We start from the raw sequence: 18,851 nt of genomic DNA, 5'->3' as shown, positions 1-18,851 counted from the left end.
ATCATTGTAGCTAAATGATTTCAATTTATTCCATTTCTGCGCTAATTGCAGCTTATCTTCTAGGGTCTATTCCTACAGCAGTGTGGCTAGGGCAGGCATTCTACGGTATTGATGTGAGGGAGTACGGAAGTGGAAACGCTGGAGCTACCAACACGTTTAGAGTTTTAGGTAAAAAGCCAGGTATTATTGTAATGACCATCGATATCATGAAGGGATTTACAGCAACCAAACTAGCCTATCTCATTGGGCTTTCTGTTACCGGACCTAAATATTCTGCACAATTTGTAAATTATGAGCTTGCACTAGGTGTAATTGCTGTAATGGGGCATTTATTCCCAATTTTTGCAGGCTTTAGGGGCGGCAAGGGCGTGGCTACTTTATTTGGTATGGTGTTGGCGGTTAACCCTTTGGCAGCGCTGTTATGCGTAAGTGTTTTTGTAACTGTACTGCTTGTTTCTAAATATGTTTCCTTAAGTTCTATCTGTGCCGGGTTTACTTTTCCGTTGGGCACAGTTTTTGTTTTTCAATCGTCGGTAAAAGCAGAAGTGCTCTACAGCATCTGTGTATGCGTCCTGATATTGGTAACGCATCAGAAAAATATAGAGCGTCTGCTAAAAGGAAAAGAGTCTAAAGTGTATCTATTTAAGAAAAAACAAGCTTAGCACAAAACTGCAAACAAATTTGCTTGCAAAATAGTTATGTGTTGGGTGATAAATTTACAATGATGAAAAAAACAATGATTTTTGGTCTGGCAACTGCATTACTTGCCATTTCCTCGTGTTCAACTGTTCCATTAACCGGACGTAGCAGATTAAGTTTGGTAGACGATAGCCAACTGCAGCAACAAGCAGCAATTGGTTATGCGCAATTGTTAAGCGATCCGCAAACTAAAGTGGTATCTTCAAGCAATGCCAATGCTGCTATGGTAAAACGTGTGGGGCAAAAAATTGCTACTGCCGTTACTCAATATATGAACCAAAATGGCTACGGAGATCAAATTGCTAACTATAAATGGGAATATAATTTAATTGATAGTAAAGAAATTAATGCTTGGTGTATGCCAGGTGGTAAAATCGCAGTTTATACTGGTATTTTGCCGGTAACAAAAGATGAAGCTGGCTTGGCTACCGTAATGGGCCACGAGGTGGCTCACGCTATCGCACAACACTCCGCAGAAAGAGCATCGCAAATGACAGTTGCTCAAGGTGTTGGTACAGCTGTAGGTGTAGCTAGTGCTAATTCTAAATATGCACAATATATCAATACTGCTTACGGTATTGGTGGGCAATTGGCTATTTTAAGCTACGGAAGAAACCAAGAGTTAGAAGCCGATAAAATGGGATTGGCATTTATGGCAATGGCGGGATATAATCCAAACAATGCGATTGGCTTTTGGCAAAGAATGGCGCAAGCTAGTTCTGGTTCGCAAAAACCACCAGCTTTCTTAAGTACCCACCCATCAGATCAATCTCGTATTGCTCAAATACAAAAGGCATTGCCAGAGGCGATGAAATATTATAAAGGAAAGTAAGGTGTAAGGTAGAAGGAGAGAAGGTTTAAGGTTTGGAAGTTTATATTTTCAGGCTTTAAACCTTTTTTGTTTAAGAAAATATCAACCTCAATCTCAATCTTAACCTAATCTTCAGTGAGCACGCTCATAATAGCGGATGCCTTAACCAAACATTCTTCATATTCCTTCTCTGCATCAGATTCATAAGTAATAGCACCACCAACTTGAAATGATAAGTATGCTGTTTCTGTGTTGTAAAGGATACTCCTGATAACTACGTTAAAATCAAAGTCGCCGTGGGGGTTAATATAGCCAAAAGAACCAGAATAGGCTCCTCGCTTACTTCTTTCGTACTCGTCAATCAGCTGCATAGCACGTAGTTTCGGTGCGCCGGTCATAGATCCCATTGGAAAGGTATTTTTGATAGCATCAACAAAATGCGCATCTGGAGATAATTCGCAACTAATGCTTGAAATCATTTGATGGACCTGCGGAAAAGTATAAATCCCAAATAATTCATCAACTTTAACCGTTCCTTTCACTGCGCTTTTGGTGAGGTCATTTCGCACCAAATCTACGATCATTACATTTTCTGCCTGCTCTTTTTTGCTGTTTTTTAAATCCGCTTTAATGCGCAGATCTTCCGTTTGGTCAAGGCTTCTTTTAGCGGTTCCTTTTATCGGTTGCGATGTCAACACATTTCCTCTTTTAGATAAAAATCTTTCTGGCGTGGCCGATAAAATATATTTGCTGCCAATTTTGAAAAAACCAGCAAATGGAGTAGGGGAAATATTGGTTAAGTTATGATAAACGGATAAAGGATCGATGTGGGCATTTTCTGAAAAAAACTCTTGACAAAAATTCATTTCATAAATATCGCCTCGTTTAATATGCTGCTTAATCCTTTCTATACTAGATATGTATTCTTCACGAGTAAACTTCTGATTAATATTTACTTTTAAAGCAGCTGTATGAGGTGCTAAATTTACGTCTTCAATCTTTTTAAGGATGTCTTTATCACCTTTTAAAACCTGAACTTCATCGCCTTTGATAGCGATTAAACTGCAAGGAACAAAAAAATAGAGATCTGGAAAGTTTAATTTATCAATTTTTGAATTAGGGATGTTTTCTATTTCTCCTTTTAAATCGTAAGTAAATAGTCCAAACATCCACTCTTTGTTTTCATCAACAAATGATTTTAGCGATTCAAAGGCTGTTCCGGTAGAAGCAGTGAGTTCTTTGTCTTTTCCGAAAGCAATTAAGCAATCGTGCTTGCCATATTTGTCTTCGTAATTGTGAGAATCTAGATAACAACAAACCTCGAAGTTTGAAGCATATTGAAGTACTTTTTGTTTAAAACTGCTGATTTGGTGCGGAGTCATCTAACAAAATTGTCATTGCCCACAAAGGGGTTACTGTGTGGCAAGATACAGCTTTCCCGGCTATTCTCGTGGGCAAGCAATCTTAATGTGATGGGAATAAAACTTTGTCAACTTTCTATACAGTGTGCTAGAAAGTTGACAAAGTTAAAACTGTTGTAGGATTGCTTCGTACCTCGCAATGACGATCGCAATCTGCAATAAATTTTATTTCAAAGTTAAAGTTTGTGTTCTGTCTGGGCCAACCGATAAAAATTTGATTGGCACTTCTAGTTCTTTCTCCAAGAATTCGATATAAGCATTTAACTGCGCAGGGATTTGATCAGTAGAAGTGATACCAGTTAAATCAGTTTTCCAACCTTCAATTGCTTTTAAAACTGGTTTCGGTTCTACTGTGATGATGTCATAAGGCATATAATCGATCGTTTGACCGTCGTGCTCGTAGTGAGTACAAGCGTAAATAGTATCAAAACCATCTAATACGTCAGCTTTCATCATGATCAATTCGGTAACACCGTTTAACATGATGGCATATTTTAATGCTGGAAGGTCAATCCATCCGCAACGGCGAGCCCTACCTGTAGTTGCACCAAACTCGTGACCTACAGCGCGTAAAGTTTCGCCAGTTTCGTCGAATAATTCAGTAGGGAATGGACCACCACCAACACGTGTGCAGTATGCTTTGAAAATTCCGTAAACATCGCCCACTTTATTAGGAGCTATACCTAAACCAGTACAAGCACCAGCAGTAGTAGTATTTGATGAAGTAACAAATGGATAAGAACCAAAATCAACATCTAACAATGCGCCTTGAGCACCTTCTGCCAAAACCTTTTTACCTTCTTTTAGGTAGCCATTTACAAAATGCTCGCTATCTACATGAGGAATAGATTTGATAAATTCGATAGCTTCAAAAAATGCAGCTTCTTTTTCAGTTAAATCGTACTCAAACTCGTAATGAGAAAGGATTTCTTTATGTTTTTGTACTAGCTTTTCGTATCTTTCTTTAAAGTCTGGCAAGGTTGTATCACCAACACGAATACCGTTTCTGCCAGTTTTGTCCATATACGTTGGGCCAATACCTTTTAACGTAGAACCAATTTTACCAGCACCCATTTTTTGCTCGTTAGCAGCATCTAATAATTGGTGAGTAGGTAAAATTAAGTGCGCTTTACGTGCCAAAACTAATTTTCCTTTTCCAACAGGATCGTGGCCAGCAGCTCTTAAATTATCTAATTCTCTTTTTAAAATAATCGGGTCAATTACAACACCATTTCCTATAAGGTTCATGGTTTTTTCGTTGAAAATGCCTGATGGAATAGTATTAAGTACAAATTTTTTGCCATCGAACTCTAGGGTGTGCCCAGCATTGGGGCCGCCTTGAAAACGAGCTATTAAATCATATTGTGGACTAAGAACGTCAACGATTTTTCCTTTACCTTCATCGCCCCATTGTAGGCCTAGTAGTACATCTACTTGCGTCATTATTTTAAATTAAGAGAATATTGGTTTTGTAAATAATTAGTGTGCTTTGTTTTTAATGGTTGCTGCGGCGCTACAATCGAAACATACTCCATAAAGGTTTAAAGAGTGATGTTTGATGTCGAATTTTAGTAAATCGCCCACCATATTTTGGATTTGACCAATACGAGGATCGCAAAACTCTACCACCTTACCACAATCTATACAAATAACGTGGTCGTGTTGGTGATAGCCGTATGATTTTTCGAACTGTGCCATGTTCTTGCCGAATTGGTGTTTTGTTACCAAGTCACAAGAAACTAGAAGCTCTAGCGTATTATAAACGGTAGCCCTACTTACACGATATTTTTGATTTTTCATGTGTATGTAAAGGGTTTCTACGTCAAAGTGATCATCTCTTGAGTAGATTTCTTCTAAAATAGCAAAACGCTCAGGGGTTTTTCTTAAGTTTTTGTTTTCGAGATAGGCTTCGAATATCTTTCTAACCAACTCACTTGTGTTCTGTTCAGACATAGTTTTAAACTCCATTCCAAAGGTAACTATTTGATTTCACAGATTGAAAGATTACACGGATTTATGTTGATAAAATGCCTTATTGTTGAATTGTTTTGACTATGGTAAGAAAAACAATAGAGAAGCAGTTACTTTTATTTCTTTGAAGGGAGTTCTTTCAAATTAGATTTAGCATTTAAACTGCTCACAACTTTTTTGCCAGTTTTAGACTCCAATTCTAACCGTGCTACTTTGGCAACATCACCACCTTGTTGAGCTACTTTTTTACTTTCCTCAAATGTCTCAGGATTTGTGGCTTGAGAAATGTCCTTCGTGGAAGCCTCTGCAAGCATATTTAAAATTAACTCGGTATTGGTCATGTTGTCTCTAAGGTTTTCTTTCTTCAAACCTTTTAGTGCCTTATATTCCTTTGTTGTTTTACCCGCCCATGCATTGGTAATGATATCTGTAAGTGTCGCAAATTGTAAGCCTTCCTTTAATCCTCTTTTTTTCCACTCGTCTGTTAATTCCTTACGGATTTCAATACTTTTTAACTGTTGATTAATCCAATTCTCAGAATATCCCAACTTAAGATATTGCTCAAGGGCTCTGTCAATAGAAATTTCAGGATCTTGCAATTCATCCAAACGTTCAGAACCCACTTGTGCCAGCCACAATTTAAATGGTTCAGCTTTCGGCGATGGTATAGATTGGATGAGCCTAAAAATATGCTCAGTATCAGCAACGTCAGTAATGCGCATTTTTCCATCAGGAGCATACATTTTCAACTGTCCGATTTTTTCGGACAGTTCACTTCCTTCTTTTTTCAGCTTCGTTTTTAAATCATTCCAATATTTTCTTGGACGATCTGTTCCAGTTAGTACTTCTATAACATCTATAATAGAAACATACCATTTTTCCTCTTCTTCGCTCCAAAGCGTTCTAACTTTTTTGTCTTCAAATAATTGAATAGAATTTTCTTTTTTCATAGATAAGGAATTGATATTTAAGCATCAAACCTCGTTACCCCGGTAATGCCTTTCACCGCCAATAAGTTTTTTATCAAATTATCCAGATGCTCCTTATCATTAACAAATACTTTTATAGAGCCATCAAAAATACCATCATCGGTATCAATAGTAATGGAACGGATATTTACTTTAAAGTCGTTAGAAATAACTTTGGTTAAGCTGTTAATTAAACCTACGTCATCAATTCCAACAATTCTTAGCCCGGTTAAGAAACTTAATTCTTGTTGCTTGTTCCATTTTGCTTTCACTACACGATAACCATAGTTGGCCATCAGCTGTGCTGCATTAGGGCAATTAGTACGATGTATTTTAATGCCTTCATTTACCGTTACAAAGCCAAAAACATCATCTCCTGGAATTGGATTGCAGCAAGCCGCTAGCGTATAGTCTATCTTTTGTAAATCTTCGCCAATTAGTAAAACATCCGATTCTGGTCCTTTAACTTTTTTAAGTAATGCATCAATACGTTCGTTGTCTGTAGCTCTTTCATTGCCACGATTCTCTATTTCTTTTTCACTAGCAATGTATTCTTTTAAATCTTTTAGTTCTATTTTTCCTGTAGCAACAGAAATGAACAAATCTTGCGTAGACTGTAGTTTAAAGAAATAACTAAGCTTGTTTAGGTTGTCAGTGTTGTAAGTAATTTTAAGCGACTTTAACTTGCGCTCTAAAATTTCCTTTCCTTCTTCTGCAATTTTCCGTTTTTCTTCTTTTAATGATGATTTGATTTTCGACTTGGCTTTTGCCGTCATCACAATATTCAACCAATCTTCCTTAGGGGTTTGCTTGCTTGAGGTGATGATTTCTACTTGATCGCCATTTTGTAGCTTGTACGAAAGCGGTACCAATTTATGGTTAACCTTTGCACCAATACATTTTGCACCGATATCTGTATGAATTTCGAAAGCAAAATCTAGAGCTGTAGCACCTAAAGGCAATTGCAACAAAGCTCCTTTCGGAGTAAAAATGAAAATCTCATCAGAGAAAAGGTTCATTTTAAAATCATCCAAGAAATCTAGTGCATTAGATTCTGGATTACTTAGCATTTCACGAACTTTCTGTATCCATTGGTCAAGACCGTTATCGTTACTGCTTTCTTTATACTTCCAGTGTGCTGCGAAACCTTTTTCTGCAATCTCGTTCATACGCTGGGTACGTATCTGCACTTCTACCCACTGACCTTTTGGCCCCATCACGGTAGTGTGTAATGATTCGTAGCCATTTCCTTTTGGCGATGAAACCCAGTCACGCAAACGATCTGGGTTTGGACGGTACAAGTCGGTAACTATAGAGTAGGCCTTCCAGCAATCCGCTTTTTCACTTTCTGGGCTGCTGTCTAGGATAATTCTTATGGCAAAAAGATCGTACACCTCCTCAAAAGGGATGTTCTTTTTCTTCATCTTGTTCCATATTGAATGGATAGATTTTGGGCGACCGTAAACATTTGCTACTAATCCCTGCTCTGCTAAAATATCATTAATTGGCTCAACAAAAGCTTTGATAAAGGCATTTCTCTCCGCTTTTTTCTCGTTAAGTTGTGTGGCAATGTACTTGTAAGTGTCTGGCTCTAAGTACTTCATAGATAAGTCTTCCAGCTCAGATTTTATTGCGTATAAACCCAACCTGTGCGCTAAAGGAGCATACAAGTAAATAGTTTCCGATGCTATTTTCAGCTGTTTGTGACGAGGCATAAAATCCATCGTACGCATATTGTGCAGCCTATCTGCCAGCTTTATCAAAATTACCCTTACATCATCTGCTAGCGTAAGGAGCATTTTCCTAAAATTCTCTGCCTGTAAAGAACTATTGGTGTCAAAAACTCCCGATATTTTGGTTAAGCCATCAATAATTTTAGCAGTTTTTTTACCAAACTCACGTTCAATATCTTCCAAAGTAATGTCGGTATCCTCAACAACATCATGTAATAAGGCACATACAATTGATGTGGTACCTAAACCAATTTCTTCGGCAGCAATTTGAGCTACAGCGATAGGATGGTAAATGTAAGGTTCGCCCGACTTACGGCGCATATCTTTATGGCTCTCCAGAGCCATGTCAAAAGCCTTGCGTATTTCTTTTTTATCTCCCCTTTGTAATGTTGATTTACAGGCACGTAGCAAAGCACGATACCGTTTAAGTATTTCCTTTTTCTCGACTTCCAGATCTATAACCAAAGTATTCTTCATTTGTATTTTCTAGGTAAAATTATAGTGATATTAAACTATAAAGTATTATATTAGGTTTGTAGTTAAAACGAATATATAAAAATAGCGCTAACTTTGAATAGGCATAAATTTATGAAATTTTATCGTCTTTTTGCTCTTTCAATTGTCATGATTGCTGGTTTTTGTGCCCAAGCGCAAGACAGCACATCAACTGCTATTTGGCCAAAATTAGGCAAAAATGATACCATTCGTGTAGCTGCTACGGTAGATGGTGGTTTCATGATTCCATGGATTGGTTTAAGGGAGGTAGTTATTTACGGACAGCGAATTTGGAAGTCGCCACAAGAGCAAGCAGCCTATAACAGGTTGAGATACAATGTGCTTAAAGTTATGCCTTATGCCCTTTATGCTAAACGCAGATACGAGCAATTGGAACGTGAATTAGCACTAGTTTCTGATAAAAAAGAACAAAAACGCTTGGTAAAGGCTTGCGACAACGAAATTAAAAAAATGTTCAACACTGAAATCAAGGAGTTGACCATTACACAAGGACAGATACTAACTAAATTAATTGATAGGGAAGTTGGACGGACAACCTACGATATTGTGAAGGAAACGAAAGGTAAATTTGCTGCATTTTCTTACCAATTGGTCGCTAGGGTGGTTGGTCATAACTTAAAGAGTACCTACAGTGTTCAGGAAGATAGAGATATCGAATCGATCATTAGAGGTTCTGGCTACTATCAGTAAGGTTGAAATATGAATGTAACTCCAACAGTGTATCCATTTAAGGCTCGCCTTATCAATGGAACAGAAAAAAACTTGGCCGACTACAAGGGCAAAGTATTGTTGATTGTGAACACAGCTTCTGGTTGTGGATTTACACCTCAGTTAAAAGAATTACAACAAATTAGAGAAGAGTTTGCTGAGCAAGGTTTCGAAATTTTGGGTTTTCCTTCAAACGATTTTGGTAAACAAGAACCTTTGGATGGAAAAGCAATTAATGAATTTTGTGAAGTGAATTACGGTGTTGCTTTTCCAATTTTCGATAAAGTGATGATTAGAGGAAAAGAAGCTCATCCGTTATTTAAATTCTTAGCAGATAAGAAACAAAACGGAAATTTAACTTCTACACCTCGTTGGAATTTCCATAAATACCTCGTTAATAAAAAAGGTGAAGTAGTGGAGTATTTCTTTCCGTTTACTAAGCCAACTTCATCTAAGGTGAAGAAAAAAATACAACGTCTTTTACAAGAAAATGTCTAATATAGAAACCACAAAGACACCAAGAACACAAAAAGCAAACTCTGTGCTCTTGGTGTCTTTGTGGTAAAATGAAGTATAAATGAAATTAGATTTATTGGTTTTAGCCGTTCATCCAGATGATGCAGAATTGGGATGCTCGGGTACGATTATCAAACATATTGCGCTAGGTAAGAAAGTTGGGATTATAGATTTTACTAGAGGTGAACTTGGCACTCGTGGCACAATTGAAACTCGTGCCGAGGAGTCTAAAAATGCTTCTGCAATTATGGGCGTTCACGCTAGAGAAAATATTGGCATAAGAGACGGATTTTTCAAAAATGATGAAGCGCATCAATTGGAAGTAATTAAGATGATTCGTAAGTATCAACCCGAAATTGTTCTAACTAATGCCTTGTATGACCGACACCCTGATCATGGTAGAGCTTCTGATTTGGCTAATGATTCTATTTTCCTTTCTGGATTAAGGAGGATTGAAACCGAGCTTGACGGTGTAAAGCAAGAACCTTGGCGACCACGTCTAACTTTACAATATATCCAAGACACGTACATCAAACCAGATATTATTGTTGATATTTCGGAGCAAATGGAGCAGAAAATCGCAGCTATTAGAGCTTTCAAAACACAGTTCGATAGTTCAGATGAAAACGAACCGCAAACCTATATTTCAACGCCTGCCTTTTTGCAATCGGTTGTTGCCAGAGCAAGGGAAATGGGTAAAAACATTGGGGCAGAATATGGCGAAGGCTTTACCTCAAGAAAGCTTTTAGGGGTAGAAAGTTTGTTCGATTTGAGGTAGAAATCATCCAAAAGCCAACAATTTAGGGTATTTCTTGTTTAAACAAAGGTAACGAGGTTTTACAATAGTGAGACTTCAAACTTTTACATTAAACATATCCCATCTATGGCTAATCTATTTTCCTCTTTAAAAAACGCTTATCAATTATTTAAAAGTGTAGATTTTGAAAAACTAGATGCACTTTCTAAAAAAGTTGATCTACCTAAAATGGTAGAGACAATTTCTAGTCTCGACGAAAAGCAATTACAAGGTATGATGAAAATGATGGGCGGAAGTTCTCGTAAAAAGGAACTGCCACCCATTGAAGGAGATTTTTATCAGCTTGGAGAAGAAGCTTTAAACGAAGAAGACCGAGCGCTACAGCTCAAAGTACGAGCTTTCTTAGAAAAAGAAGTTAAACCAATTGTTAACGATTACTGGCTACGAGCCGAATTTCCGCATGAAATAATTCCTAAAATTGCTGAGCTGAACGTGTGTGGCTTGGTTTACAAAGGCTACGGTTGCGCAGGTAAATCTAACTTAATGGAAGGCATTTTAGCGATGGAGTTGGCACGTATCGATACATCGATGTCTACTTTTTTTGGCGTACAAAGCGGTTTAGCCATGGGCAGTATTTACTTGTGCGGTTCCGAAGAGCAAAAGCAAGAATGGTTGCCGTCTATGCAGCAATTTAAAACTATTGGTGCGTTTGGCTTAACAGAACCAGAAGTTGGTTCAGGTGCCGCTGGTGGATTAACGACTACGGTTAAGCGCAAGGGAAATAAGTGGATTATTAACGGGCAAAAAAAGTGGATTGGCAATGCCACTTTTTCTGATATTACCATTATTTGGGCCAGAGATTTAGATGATAACCAAGTAAAAGGTTTTATCGTTAGAAAAGGAACACCAGGCATTTCGGTAGAGAAAATGCAGGATAAAATGGCTTTACGCATTGTGCAAAATGGTTTAATTACACTCAATAATTGCGAATTAGACGAAGCAGACAGATTGCAAAATGCCAATTCGTTTAAAGATACTGCAAAGGTTTTGCAGATGACCAGAGCAGGAGTAGCTTGGCAGGCAGTTGGTTGTGCTAGAGGGGCTTACGAAGCCGCTTTGGCCTACACGCAAAAGCGTAAGCAGTTCGGTAGACCTATTTCTTCGTTTCAACTCATCCAAAATCATTTGGTTGAGATGTTGTCTAATCTTACCGCTATGCAAACCTTATGTTTCAGGTTGTCGCAATTGCAAGACCAAAATTTATTGACCGATGAACATGCTTCGTTGGCCAAAGTTTTTTGTTCTATGCGTACCCGCGATGTAGTGAGTAGAGCAAGAGAAGTAATGGGGGGTAACGGCATTTTGTTAGAATATGATGTGGCTCGTTTTGTGGCTGACGCCGAGGCAATTTATTCTTACGAAGGCACCAAGGAAATCAATACTTTAATTGTTGGGCGAGCAATTACCGGTCATTCTGCCTTCGTTTAAGAATTGAATACTTACGAAGTTTCAAAAACTTCGTAAGTCTAATCATATTTAAATGGCCATTTCAGTAAGCCTACATTGCCCATAGCGCTCTTTTCGTAAAGTGCAAAACAGTGGGCATTGAATTGGGTGTCAAAATTTACATCGCCTGGTACTAATTGTGTAGGAGCGGCTTTGCCTTCAAAAAAGTAGTAAACTTTGGTGTTGCCATACTTGGTGTGAGGCATTAAATCTCCATATTCTTTGAGCTGTGCGGCAGTGGTATCTTTAACGGTTACGGCATAAATGCGCTGTACCGGACCGGTATTGTTTTCGTTTCTATAATTGGCAACTTCGGTAAAACCGCCCTTCAAATCCTCAATTCCAGATTGCGTGAAAGTGTCTTTTAGCATCCAGCCAATAAGTGCGATAGCCAATAGTGCCAGTCCAGCTTTTTTCATGTTTCGAAGTTAATGCAAATTGATTTTCAGTTTGTAGCAGAGAAGTCAAGAAATAGAAAACCATTAAGAAGTTAAGCTTTAACTAACCTTAACTTCTTAATGGTTTTAAAATGTTATTTCTGCGAAGCTTATTACAGTGTAGGTAATATTTTGTACATTATTTCAATTCCTTCGTCGATATGTTTTTTCTCAATGCAAAGTGCTGGCCTAAAGCGAATGGTTTGGTTACCGCAACCTAAAAACATCACGTTGTTTTCCATCCCTTTTTCTACGAACTTGTTTCTCATTTCCTTGTTAGGAAAATCGAAAGAACAAAGTAGGCCTCTACCACGCACATTACTCATTTTATCATATTTGTTGGCTAGTTCGTGCAATTGGTTTTTCAGGTATTCGCCTACATTTGCTGCGTTTTCGCAAAGTTGGTCTTCTTCTATGATACTTAAAATTTGTGTAGAACGCACCATGTCTACCAAATTGCCGCCCCAGGTAGAGTTAATACGGGAAGGAACTTTAAATACATTACCATCTACTTCGTTAACCTTGTTGCCTACCAAAATACCGCATATCTGCATTTTCTTGCCGAATGTTAAAATGTCTGGTCTGGCTTGTTCGCTAAAATGCTGGTGGCACCAAAATTTTCCAGTTAAGCCCACACCAGTTTGAATTTCATCGTAAATCAGCATTGCTTCATTTTCATCTGCCAATTGGCGTAGCTGAATTAGAAACTCTTCCCTAATATGATTATCACCACCTTCAGATTGAATTGGCTCGATAATGATGGCGCAAATTTCGTCCTTATTATCTGCAAAAGCCTGCTTGATTTGAGCTAAAGAAGCAGCCTCTGTTTGTGCTGCAACTTTTAAGTTTTCTTCGTTTAAAGGGAACTTGAGTTGCGGTGTACTTACCCTTGGCCAGTCGAATTTGGCAAACCATTTGGTTTTATCTGGTAGGGTGTTGGTTAAACTAAGGGTATAGCCGCTTCTGCCGTGAAAAGCTTTTTCGAAGTGAATTACCTTAAATCCCTTCTCTTCTTTGTAGCCTTTGGCGAAGTTTTTTTGAACCTTCCAATCCATGGCAACTTTAAGTGCATTTTCTACAGCCAAGGCACCACCTGCAATAAAAAAGGCATGCGGTAAATAATCAGGAATACCTACGCGAGAGAAGGTATTTACAAACTCTGCATATTGCTGTGTATAAACATCGGAGTTTGATGGATTAGCCAATGCAGCTAGCAGTAGGTTATGTTTAAAAGCTTCGTCATTTACCATTTTTGGATGATTGTAACCTAAAGGAACGGAAGCAAAGCAGGTGAAAAAATCTAAAAGTTTGCGATTGTATTTCGAATCGTAAATATAGGCGCCATTACTTTTTTCCATGTCGTAGGTAAGGTCGTAGCCATCGGCAAGGATATGTTTTTTTAGCGCTTGTGAAACTTGGTCTGCAGCAACATTTAATTGATACATAAATTTGAGTTTTGGTTGAAATCAAATTTATATAAATGTGCCAAAATATCAAATTTAGAGGGTTTTTGAACTCAGAGTTCAAAAACTAGGTTTAAACAGTTTAAAGTTAGATTTTGCTTAAAACTTTAACCGCTTTTAAAAAATGTGGAAAAATATTTTAGACAATCTGTTTGAAAATGCTGCTTTTTTTGGGAGAAAACCAATTCCTCCTGAACGAATTATTGATGCCAAATCTAATTTTTGAGAACTCCTTGATGTAAAACATTCATTACATTTCTAAAAAAGCAAGACGCAAACGTTTGCGTTTAGGCACATTCTTCAGTTGCTAATTTCTTTTAACTATTTTTATTGCAAAGGCTTTTTGGCTGGTGCCTATTTTTTGCTCTAAAGCAATATATAGTTGGCATATACAAATATATCCCAGATAATGAATAGAAAAGAGTTTCTAAAGGCTTCATCCATATTTACGGCAGCTACTTTCGTGCCTCTTAATCATGTTTTTGCAATACAAAGCGATAAGAAAATTAGAGTGGGCCTTATTGGAGTAAATGGAATGGGCTGGTCAAACCTAAATGCTATATTAAAAAACGGACAGGTTGTTTGCACTGCGTTGTGTGACGTAGATGAAAATATATTAAATAAGCGTAAGACTGAATTAGCTGATAAAGGAATTAAGGTAAAGACATTTGTGTCCTACCAAGAAATGTTAAAAGGTGATTTGGTAGATGCTGTTATTGTTGCAACGCCAGATCATTGGCATTGTTTACAAATGGTAGATGCCGTGAAAACTGGAAAGCATGTGTACGTTGAAAAACCGATAGGAAATTCGATCTTAGAGTGCGATGTGATGGTAAAAGCTGTTAAAAGCAGTTCGAGTATTGTGCAGGTTGGGCAATGGCAGCGTAGCCAGCGCCATTTTCGCGATGCAATGGATTTTATTCATTCTGGTAAGTTAGGTAAGATAAGAACGGTAAAGGCTTGGTCTTATCTGGATTGGAAAAAAACAATCGAGAATAAACCAGATACTGCTGTGCCAGAAGGTGTACATTATGATATGTGGTTAGGCCCTGCACAAAAAAGACCATTTAATCCAAATAGGTTCCATTTCGAGTTTCGTTGGTTTTGGGATTATGCAGGAGGCTTAATGACAGACTGGGGAGTACACCTCTTAGACTACGCTTTGCTGGGAATGAAAGCTTCCGATCCTATTTCAGTAATGGCATCAGGAGGTAAGTTTGCAGACCCGAACGGAGCAGCCGAAACGCCAGACACTTTGAATGTGATATACGAATTTGAAGATTTCAGCATACAATGGGAGCATGCCATAGGTATTGGTCTTGGTTTGTACGGCAGAAGCCACGGTGTAGCTTTCATTGGAAATAATGGCACGTTGGTGCTAAATAGAAATGGCTGGGAGGTTATTCCAGAGAAAGATAGAATGGAAGCTATTGCTTTACAAAAGCCAAAAGATAGGGGGCTAGAGCTGCACATGGAAAATTTTGTTGAAGCCATCACTAGAAAAGATAGCTCAATGCTAAATGCTCCCATTCAAGTTGGCGCAAACATCGCCGCATTTTCTCAGATGGGAAATATAGCCTACCGTACGGGTAAAAAACTGTACTGGGATCGTAGCAAGCGTAGATTTACAGACGCAGAAGCCAATAAATATCTAGCTGCTAAATACAATAATGGATATAAACTGCCAAGCATATAGAGCAATTACCAATTATCCAAACAAGAAACAAACCAAATATTAAATAGAAATCACCGTAAATCTGCGTGGAATATCAATGGTAATCTGCGGGAAATATTTATAAATAATCAAATACTAAATAACTAACAAACCGAACAACCAAAATATAATATAATGAAAACTACTATTTCAAAAATTTTCACCGCACTAGCTGTTGGTGTTATTTCCTACCAGCCGGTGCATATATTCGCTCAAAAAAAAGCAGTAAGTGATAAAGGTTGGCATAACTTATTTGATGGGAAAAGTTTAAAGGGCTGGAAAAAACTAGGTGGCAACGCACCATACACGATTGAAAAAGGTGCAATAGTTGGAACAATGACCAAAGGTACGCCTAACTCCTTTTTAGTGACACAGAAGGAATATGGAGACTTTATCTTAGAAGTAGATATTAAACTTGAGGGAGAAGGAACTAATTCGGGCGTGCAAACTAGAAGTCATTATGATGCAGAAAAGAAGAGGGTATTTGGTAGGCAAGTAGAAGTAGACCCTACGGCAAGGGCTTGGACTGGTGGTATTTATGACGAAGCCAGACGTGGATGGTTATATCCCTTAGATCTTAATGAGGCAGCTAAATCTGCCTATAAACCTAATGAATTTAACAGAATTCGTATCGAAGCCATAGGCGATGAATTACGCACTTGGGTTAATAATGTGCCTGTATCTTATGTTATCGATACCTTAGATAAAAGAGGCTTTATTGGTTTACAAGTACATAGTATCCCAGATAAATTAGATGGTAAGAAGGTCTATTTCAAAAATATCCGCATCCAGACAAAAAACTTAAAGACTAAACCGTTTTCTAAAGATGTTTTTGTGGTTAATCTAAAGCCTAATCAGCTAAGTTCTGCTGAAAAGGCCGCAGGTTTTTCGTTGCTGTTCGATGATGAAAAAGCCGACCAATGGAGAAGTGTTCGCGGAAATTCGTTTCCCGAAAAAGGGTGGAAGGTAGGTAAGGGAGAAATGACTGTGTTAAAATCGGATGGTGGCGAATCTACCAATGGTGGCGATATTATTACCCGAGATCAGTATAGTGTGTTCGATTTATCATTTGAGTTTAAGCTTAGCCCGGGTGCCAACAGCGGTGTCAAATATTTTGTAACGCTTAAAGAAAAAACACAGGGCTCGGCGATAGGATTAGAATATCAAATACTGGATGATAAACTACATCCGGATGCTAAAATGGGCCGTGATGGAAACCGTACATTAGCATCGTTATACGATTTAATTACATCAAATAAAGAAACAAGAGCCCGCCGACCTATTGGCGAGTGGAATAGGGGCAGAATAGTGGTTGCTGCAGATAACACCGTAACTCATTATCTCAACGGAATTAAGGTGGTACAATATAAACGTGGCTCTCAAGATTTTCGCGATTTGGTTGCTAAAAGCAAGTATAAAGATTGGGAGAGTTTTGGAGAAGCTCCTCAAGGCCACATACTTTTACAAGATCATGGAGATAACGTTTCCTTCAGAAATATCAAAATTAAGAAATTGAAATAGCGATTACCACTAAACCAAAAAATATGAACCATTACCTTTCTCGTCGCAGTTTCATTAGCCAAACAGTTATGGCAGGTGGAGGTGTGATGCTTTCAAATAGTCTTTTAGGAAAAATACCTTTTGCTTCTGCAAATGAACGGGTTAATTTGGCCTGTGTTGGTGTAGGAAACAGGGCAGGAGAAATCATTAGAGATTTATACAAAACGGGTCTTTGTAATATCGTTGCGCTTTGCGATGTAGACATGGAAGCCGAGCACACGCAAAAGATTTTGCAAATGTTTCCTAACGTTCCCCGATTTAAGGACTTTAGGCAAATGTTCGATAAAATGGGAAATCAGATAGATGCTGTTTCTATAGGTACACCAGATTTTGCCCATTTTGCTGTTACTATGCTAGCCTTAGATTTGGGTAAGCATGTTTATGTGGAGAAACCAATGGCCCAAACATTTTGGGAAGTGGAGCTGATGATGCAGAAAGCTAAGAAAAGCCCTAAATTGGTTACTCAAATGGGTAATCAAGGGCATTCGGAAGCAAATTACTTTCAGTTTAAGGCTTGGAAAGATGCAGGGATTATTAAGGATGTAACCCAAATAGATGCACACATGAATATGCCACGCAGATGGCACAGTTGGAACCCTAAAATGAAGAGTTTTCCACCAGCAGAAGTAATACCAACTACACTAGACTGGGAATTGTGGCAAATGCAAACACTAGGGCACGATTACAATAAAGATTTTGTGAATGGCCAATGGCGTTGCTGGTTCGATTTTGGTATGGGTGCGCTAGGCGATTGGGGTGCACACATTTTAGATACAGCACATGAATTTTTAGAACTCGGTTTGCCCACACAAGTGGAAGCAAAATATCTGAAAGATCATAATTCGTTCTTTTTTCCAATGTCTTCTACCATTAACTTCCATTTTCCAAAAAGAAAAGGTATGCCTCCTGTAGATATTACTTGGTACGATGGATTAGATAATCTGCCGAAAATCCCAGAAGGATATGGTGTTTCTGGTTTAGATCCGAATATTCCGCCGCCAAGTACTGGCAATATAGAACCTGCTAAGCTAAATCCTGGAAAAATTATCTACAGCAAAGATTTAATTTTTAAGGGCGGCTCACATGCAAGTACCCTTCAAATTATTCCAGAAGCAAAAGCAAATGATTTGAAAAATAAACTGCCAGAAGTGCCTCTATCTCCTTCCAATCATTTTGCCAACTTTTTAAAAGCTTGTAAGGGCGAAGAAAAGACAAGATCTCCTTTTAGCGTTGCTGGGCCGTTAAGTCAGGTGTTTTGTTTGGGCGTAATTACACAGCGTCTTAATGCTAAAGTAGATTTCGATCCGATTAAGAAAGAGATTGTTAACGATAAGTTTGCGAATGCACTACTAGCAGGTCCGCCACCAGCAAAAGGGTGGGAGCAATATTATAAAATGTAGATTATTTTAAAGGTGTCTAAAGGATACTTTCAGACATCTTTTTAAAATTCGTTGATTTTTCCTAAAATTCCGAACAAGCCGCCAGTATGCACTGCTAATATTTTTGCGTCTTTTGGCAGCTGTTTTTTTTCGAACAAATCATTAATTGCGTAAAACATTTTTCCAGTATAGATGGGATCTATCAGCACGCCAGTTGTTGAGGCGAAATCTTTAATAAAAGAAATTAGTTGCGGAGTGGTTTTAGCATAACCTCCGAAATGATAGTCGGTATGTAGCTGCAATTTGGAGAGGTCTTTTTCGTAGTGTACTATTTCATCCTTAATAAAATCACCATCTTTTAATACGGGAACCACATGAAGTTGCGTATTTAAGCCGAGTTTATTGATGCCTATTAATAAACCTGCAGCAGTGGTTCCGGTGCCTGCAGCACAAAAAATGTGATCAAAATGCTCGTTCAATTCTGAAATAATTTCTGCACAGCCAACGGTAGCTTCTTCACTTGCGCCACCCTCATCTATAAAGTACGCATCATCATCATTTCCATAATACTTTTCAAACAAGTCCCATTTGTTTCTGTAGCTTTTCCTGTCTACAAATTTCAATTGCATGCCAAATAGTTTGCAAAGCGATAGCATAGGGTTTTCAACTTCTTCACCTCTTACAAAAGCAGT

17 protein-coding genes are annotated in these 18,851 nt (G+C 38.1%); 9 read left to right on the top strand and 8 right to left on the bottom strand.

Annotated features, from left to right (window positions below; translation table 11 throughout):
- The first annotated feature begins 14 nt into the window (after positions 1 to 14).
- Positions 15 to 662: a glycerol-3-phosphate 1-O-acyltransferase PlsY gene (gene plsY, locus REI64_RS17700; RefSeq protein ID WP_308851484.1), complete on the top strand. Its 648-nt coding sequence runs from the start codon at positions 15 to 17 to the stop codon at positions 660 to 662.
- 62 nt (positions 663 to 724) lie between these two features.
- Positions 725 to 1,531: a M48 family metallopeptidase gene (locus REI64_RS17695; RefSeq protein WP_308851506.1), complete on the top strand. Its 807-nt coding sequence runs from the start codon at positions 725 to 727 to the stop codon at positions 1,529 to 1,531.
- 104 nt (positions 1,532 to 1,635) lie between these two features.
- On the opposite strand, the gene REI64_RS17690 is transcribed toward REI64_RS17695, so the two are convergent.
- The 5 genes from REI64_RS17690 to REI64_RS17670 form a co-directional block, all read right to left on the bottom strand.
- Positions 1,636 to 2,892, bottom strand: coding sequence for an anthranilate synthase component I family protein (locus REI64_RS17690; protein ID WP_308851483.1), 1,257 nt, complete (start codon positions 2,890 to 2,892; stop codon positions 1,636 to 1,638).
- 204 nt (positions 2,893 to 3,096) lie between these two features.
- Positions 3,097 to 4,374, bottom strand: coding sequence for an adenylosuccinate synthase (locus REI64_RS17685; RefSeq protein WP_308851482.1), 1,278 nt, complete (start codon positions 4,372 to 4,374; stop codon positions 3,097 to 3,099).
- 36 nt (positions 4,375 to 4,410) lie between these two features.
- Positions 4,411 to 4,884 (bottom strand): transcriptional repressor, encoded by a 474-nt coding sequence (locus tag REI64_RS17680; RefSeq protein WP_308851481.1) that lies wholly within the window; start codon positions 4,882 to 4,884, stop codon positions 4,411 to 4,413.
- Between the two features lie 134 nt (positions 4,885 to 5,018).
- Positions 5,019 to 5,852 (bottom strand): Bro-N domain-containing protein, encoded by an 834-nt coding sequence (locus REI64_RS17675; RefSeq protein ID WP_308851480.1) that lies wholly within the window; start codon positions 5,850 to 5,852, stop codon positions 5,019 to 5,021.
- A 17-nt stretch (positions 5,853 to 5,869) separates the two neighbouring features.
- Positions 5,870 to 8,080 carry a bifunctional (p)ppGpp synthetase/guanosine-3',5'-bis(diphosphate) 3'-pyrophosphohydrolase gene (locus tag REI64_RS17670; RefSeq protein WP_308851479.1) on the bottom strand — a complete coding sequence of 737 codons (2,211 nt, stop codon included), beginning with the start codon at positions 8,078 to 8,080 and terminating at the stop codon, positions 5,870 to 5,872.
- A gap of 111 nt (positions 8,081 to 8,191) precedes the next feature.
- On the opposite strand from REI64_RS17670, the gene REI64_RS17665 reads away from it, so the two are divergent.
- The 4 genes from REI64_RS17665 to REI64_RS17650 all read left to right on the top strand — a co-directional run bounded on the left by REI64_RS17665 (position 8,192) and on the right by REI64_RS17650 (position 11,588).
- A complete protein-coding gene (locus REI64_RS17665; protein WP_308851478.1) occupies positions 8,192 to 8,809 on the top strand; it encodes a DUF4294 domain-containing protein in 618 nt (205 codons plus the stop codon).
- A 9-nt stretch (positions 8,810 to 8,818) separates the two neighbouring features.
- The gene (locus tag REI64_RS17660) at positions 8,819 to 9,325 is read left to right on the top strand and encodes a glutathione peroxidase (RefSeq protein ID WP_308851477.1); all 507 of its coding nucleotides are present in this window, start codon (positions 8,819 to 8,821) and stop codon (positions 9,323 to 9,325) included.
- Between the two features lie 79 nt (positions 9,326 to 9,404).
- Positions 9,405 to 10,121: a bacillithiol biosynthesis deacetylase BshB1 gene (gene bshB1 / locus REI64_RS17655; protein WP_308851476.1), complete on the top strand. Its 717-nt coding sequence runs from the start codon at positions 9,405 to 9,407 to the stop codon at positions 10,119 to 10,121.
- 105 nt (positions 10,122 to 10,226) lie between these two features.
- Positions 10,227 to 11,588 (top strand): acyl-CoA dehydrogenase family protein, encoded by a 1,362-nt coding sequence (locus tag REI64_RS17650; protein WP_308851475.1) that lies wholly within the window; start codon positions 10,227 to 10,229, stop codon positions 11,586 to 11,588.
- Between the two features lie 38 nt (positions 11,589 to 11,626).
- Here the strand turns inward: REI64_RS17650 and REI64_RS17645 are convergent, their stop codons facing one another.
- Both REI64_RS17645 and lat read right to left on the bottom strand, forming a co-directional pair.
- Entirely contained in the window at positions 11,627 to 12,025 is a 399-nt protein-coding gene (locus REI64_RS17645) for a hypothetical protein (protein ID WP_308851474.1), read from the bottom strand.
- Positions 12,026 to 12,156: 131 nt separating this feature from the next.
- Complete coding sequence (gene lat / locus REI64_RS17640; RefSeq protein ID WP_308851473.1) at positions 12,157 to 13,488, bottom strand: L-lysine 6-transaminase; 1,332 nt, start codon at positions 13,486 to 13,488, stop codon at positions 12,157 to 12,159.
- A 427-nt stretch (positions 13,489 to 13,915) separates the two neighbouring features.
- On the opposite strand from lat, the gene REI64_RS17635 reads away from it, so the two are divergent.
- The 3 genes from REI64_RS17635 to REI64_RS17625 all read left to right on the top strand — a co-directional run bounded on the left by REI64_RS17635 (position 13,916) and on the right by REI64_RS17625 (position 18,180).
- On the top strand, positions 13,916 to 15,202 hold the full coding sequence (locus REI64_RS17635) for a Gfo/Idh/MocA family oxidoreductase (RefSeq protein WP_308851472.1): 1,287 nt from the start codon (positions 13,916 to 13,918) through the stop codon (positions 15,200 to 15,202).
- 153 nt (positions 15,203 to 15,355) lie between these two features.
- Positions 15,356 to 16,741, top strand: a complete 1,386-nt coding sequence (locus REI64_RS17630) for a DUF1080 domain-containing protein (protein WP_308851471.1) — start codon at positions 15,356 to 15,358, stop codon at positions 16,739 to 16,741.
- A gap of 23 nt (positions 16,742 to 16,764) precedes the next feature.
- Positions 16,765 to 18,180, top strand: a complete 1,416-nt coding sequence (locus REI64_RS17625) for a Gfo/Idh/MocA family oxidoreductase (protein ID WP_308851470.1) — start codon at positions 16,765 to 16,767, stop codon at positions 18,178 to 18,180.
- 41 nt (positions 18,181 to 18,221) lie between these two features.
- Here REI64_RS17625 and REI64_RS17620 read toward each other — a convergent pair.
- The coding region (locus REI64_RS17620; RefSeq protein WP_308851469.1) for a pyridoxal-phosphate dependent enzyme at positions 18,222 to 18,851 on the bottom strand (630 nt) is incomplete at its 5' end.

The organism is Pedobacter sp. (assembly GCF_031119335.1).
Lineage (GTDB): Bacteria > Bacteroidota > Bacteroidia > Sphingobacteriales > Sphingobacteriaceae > Pedobacter.
This window is presented reverse-complemented; position numbering and strand designations above follow the sequence as displayed.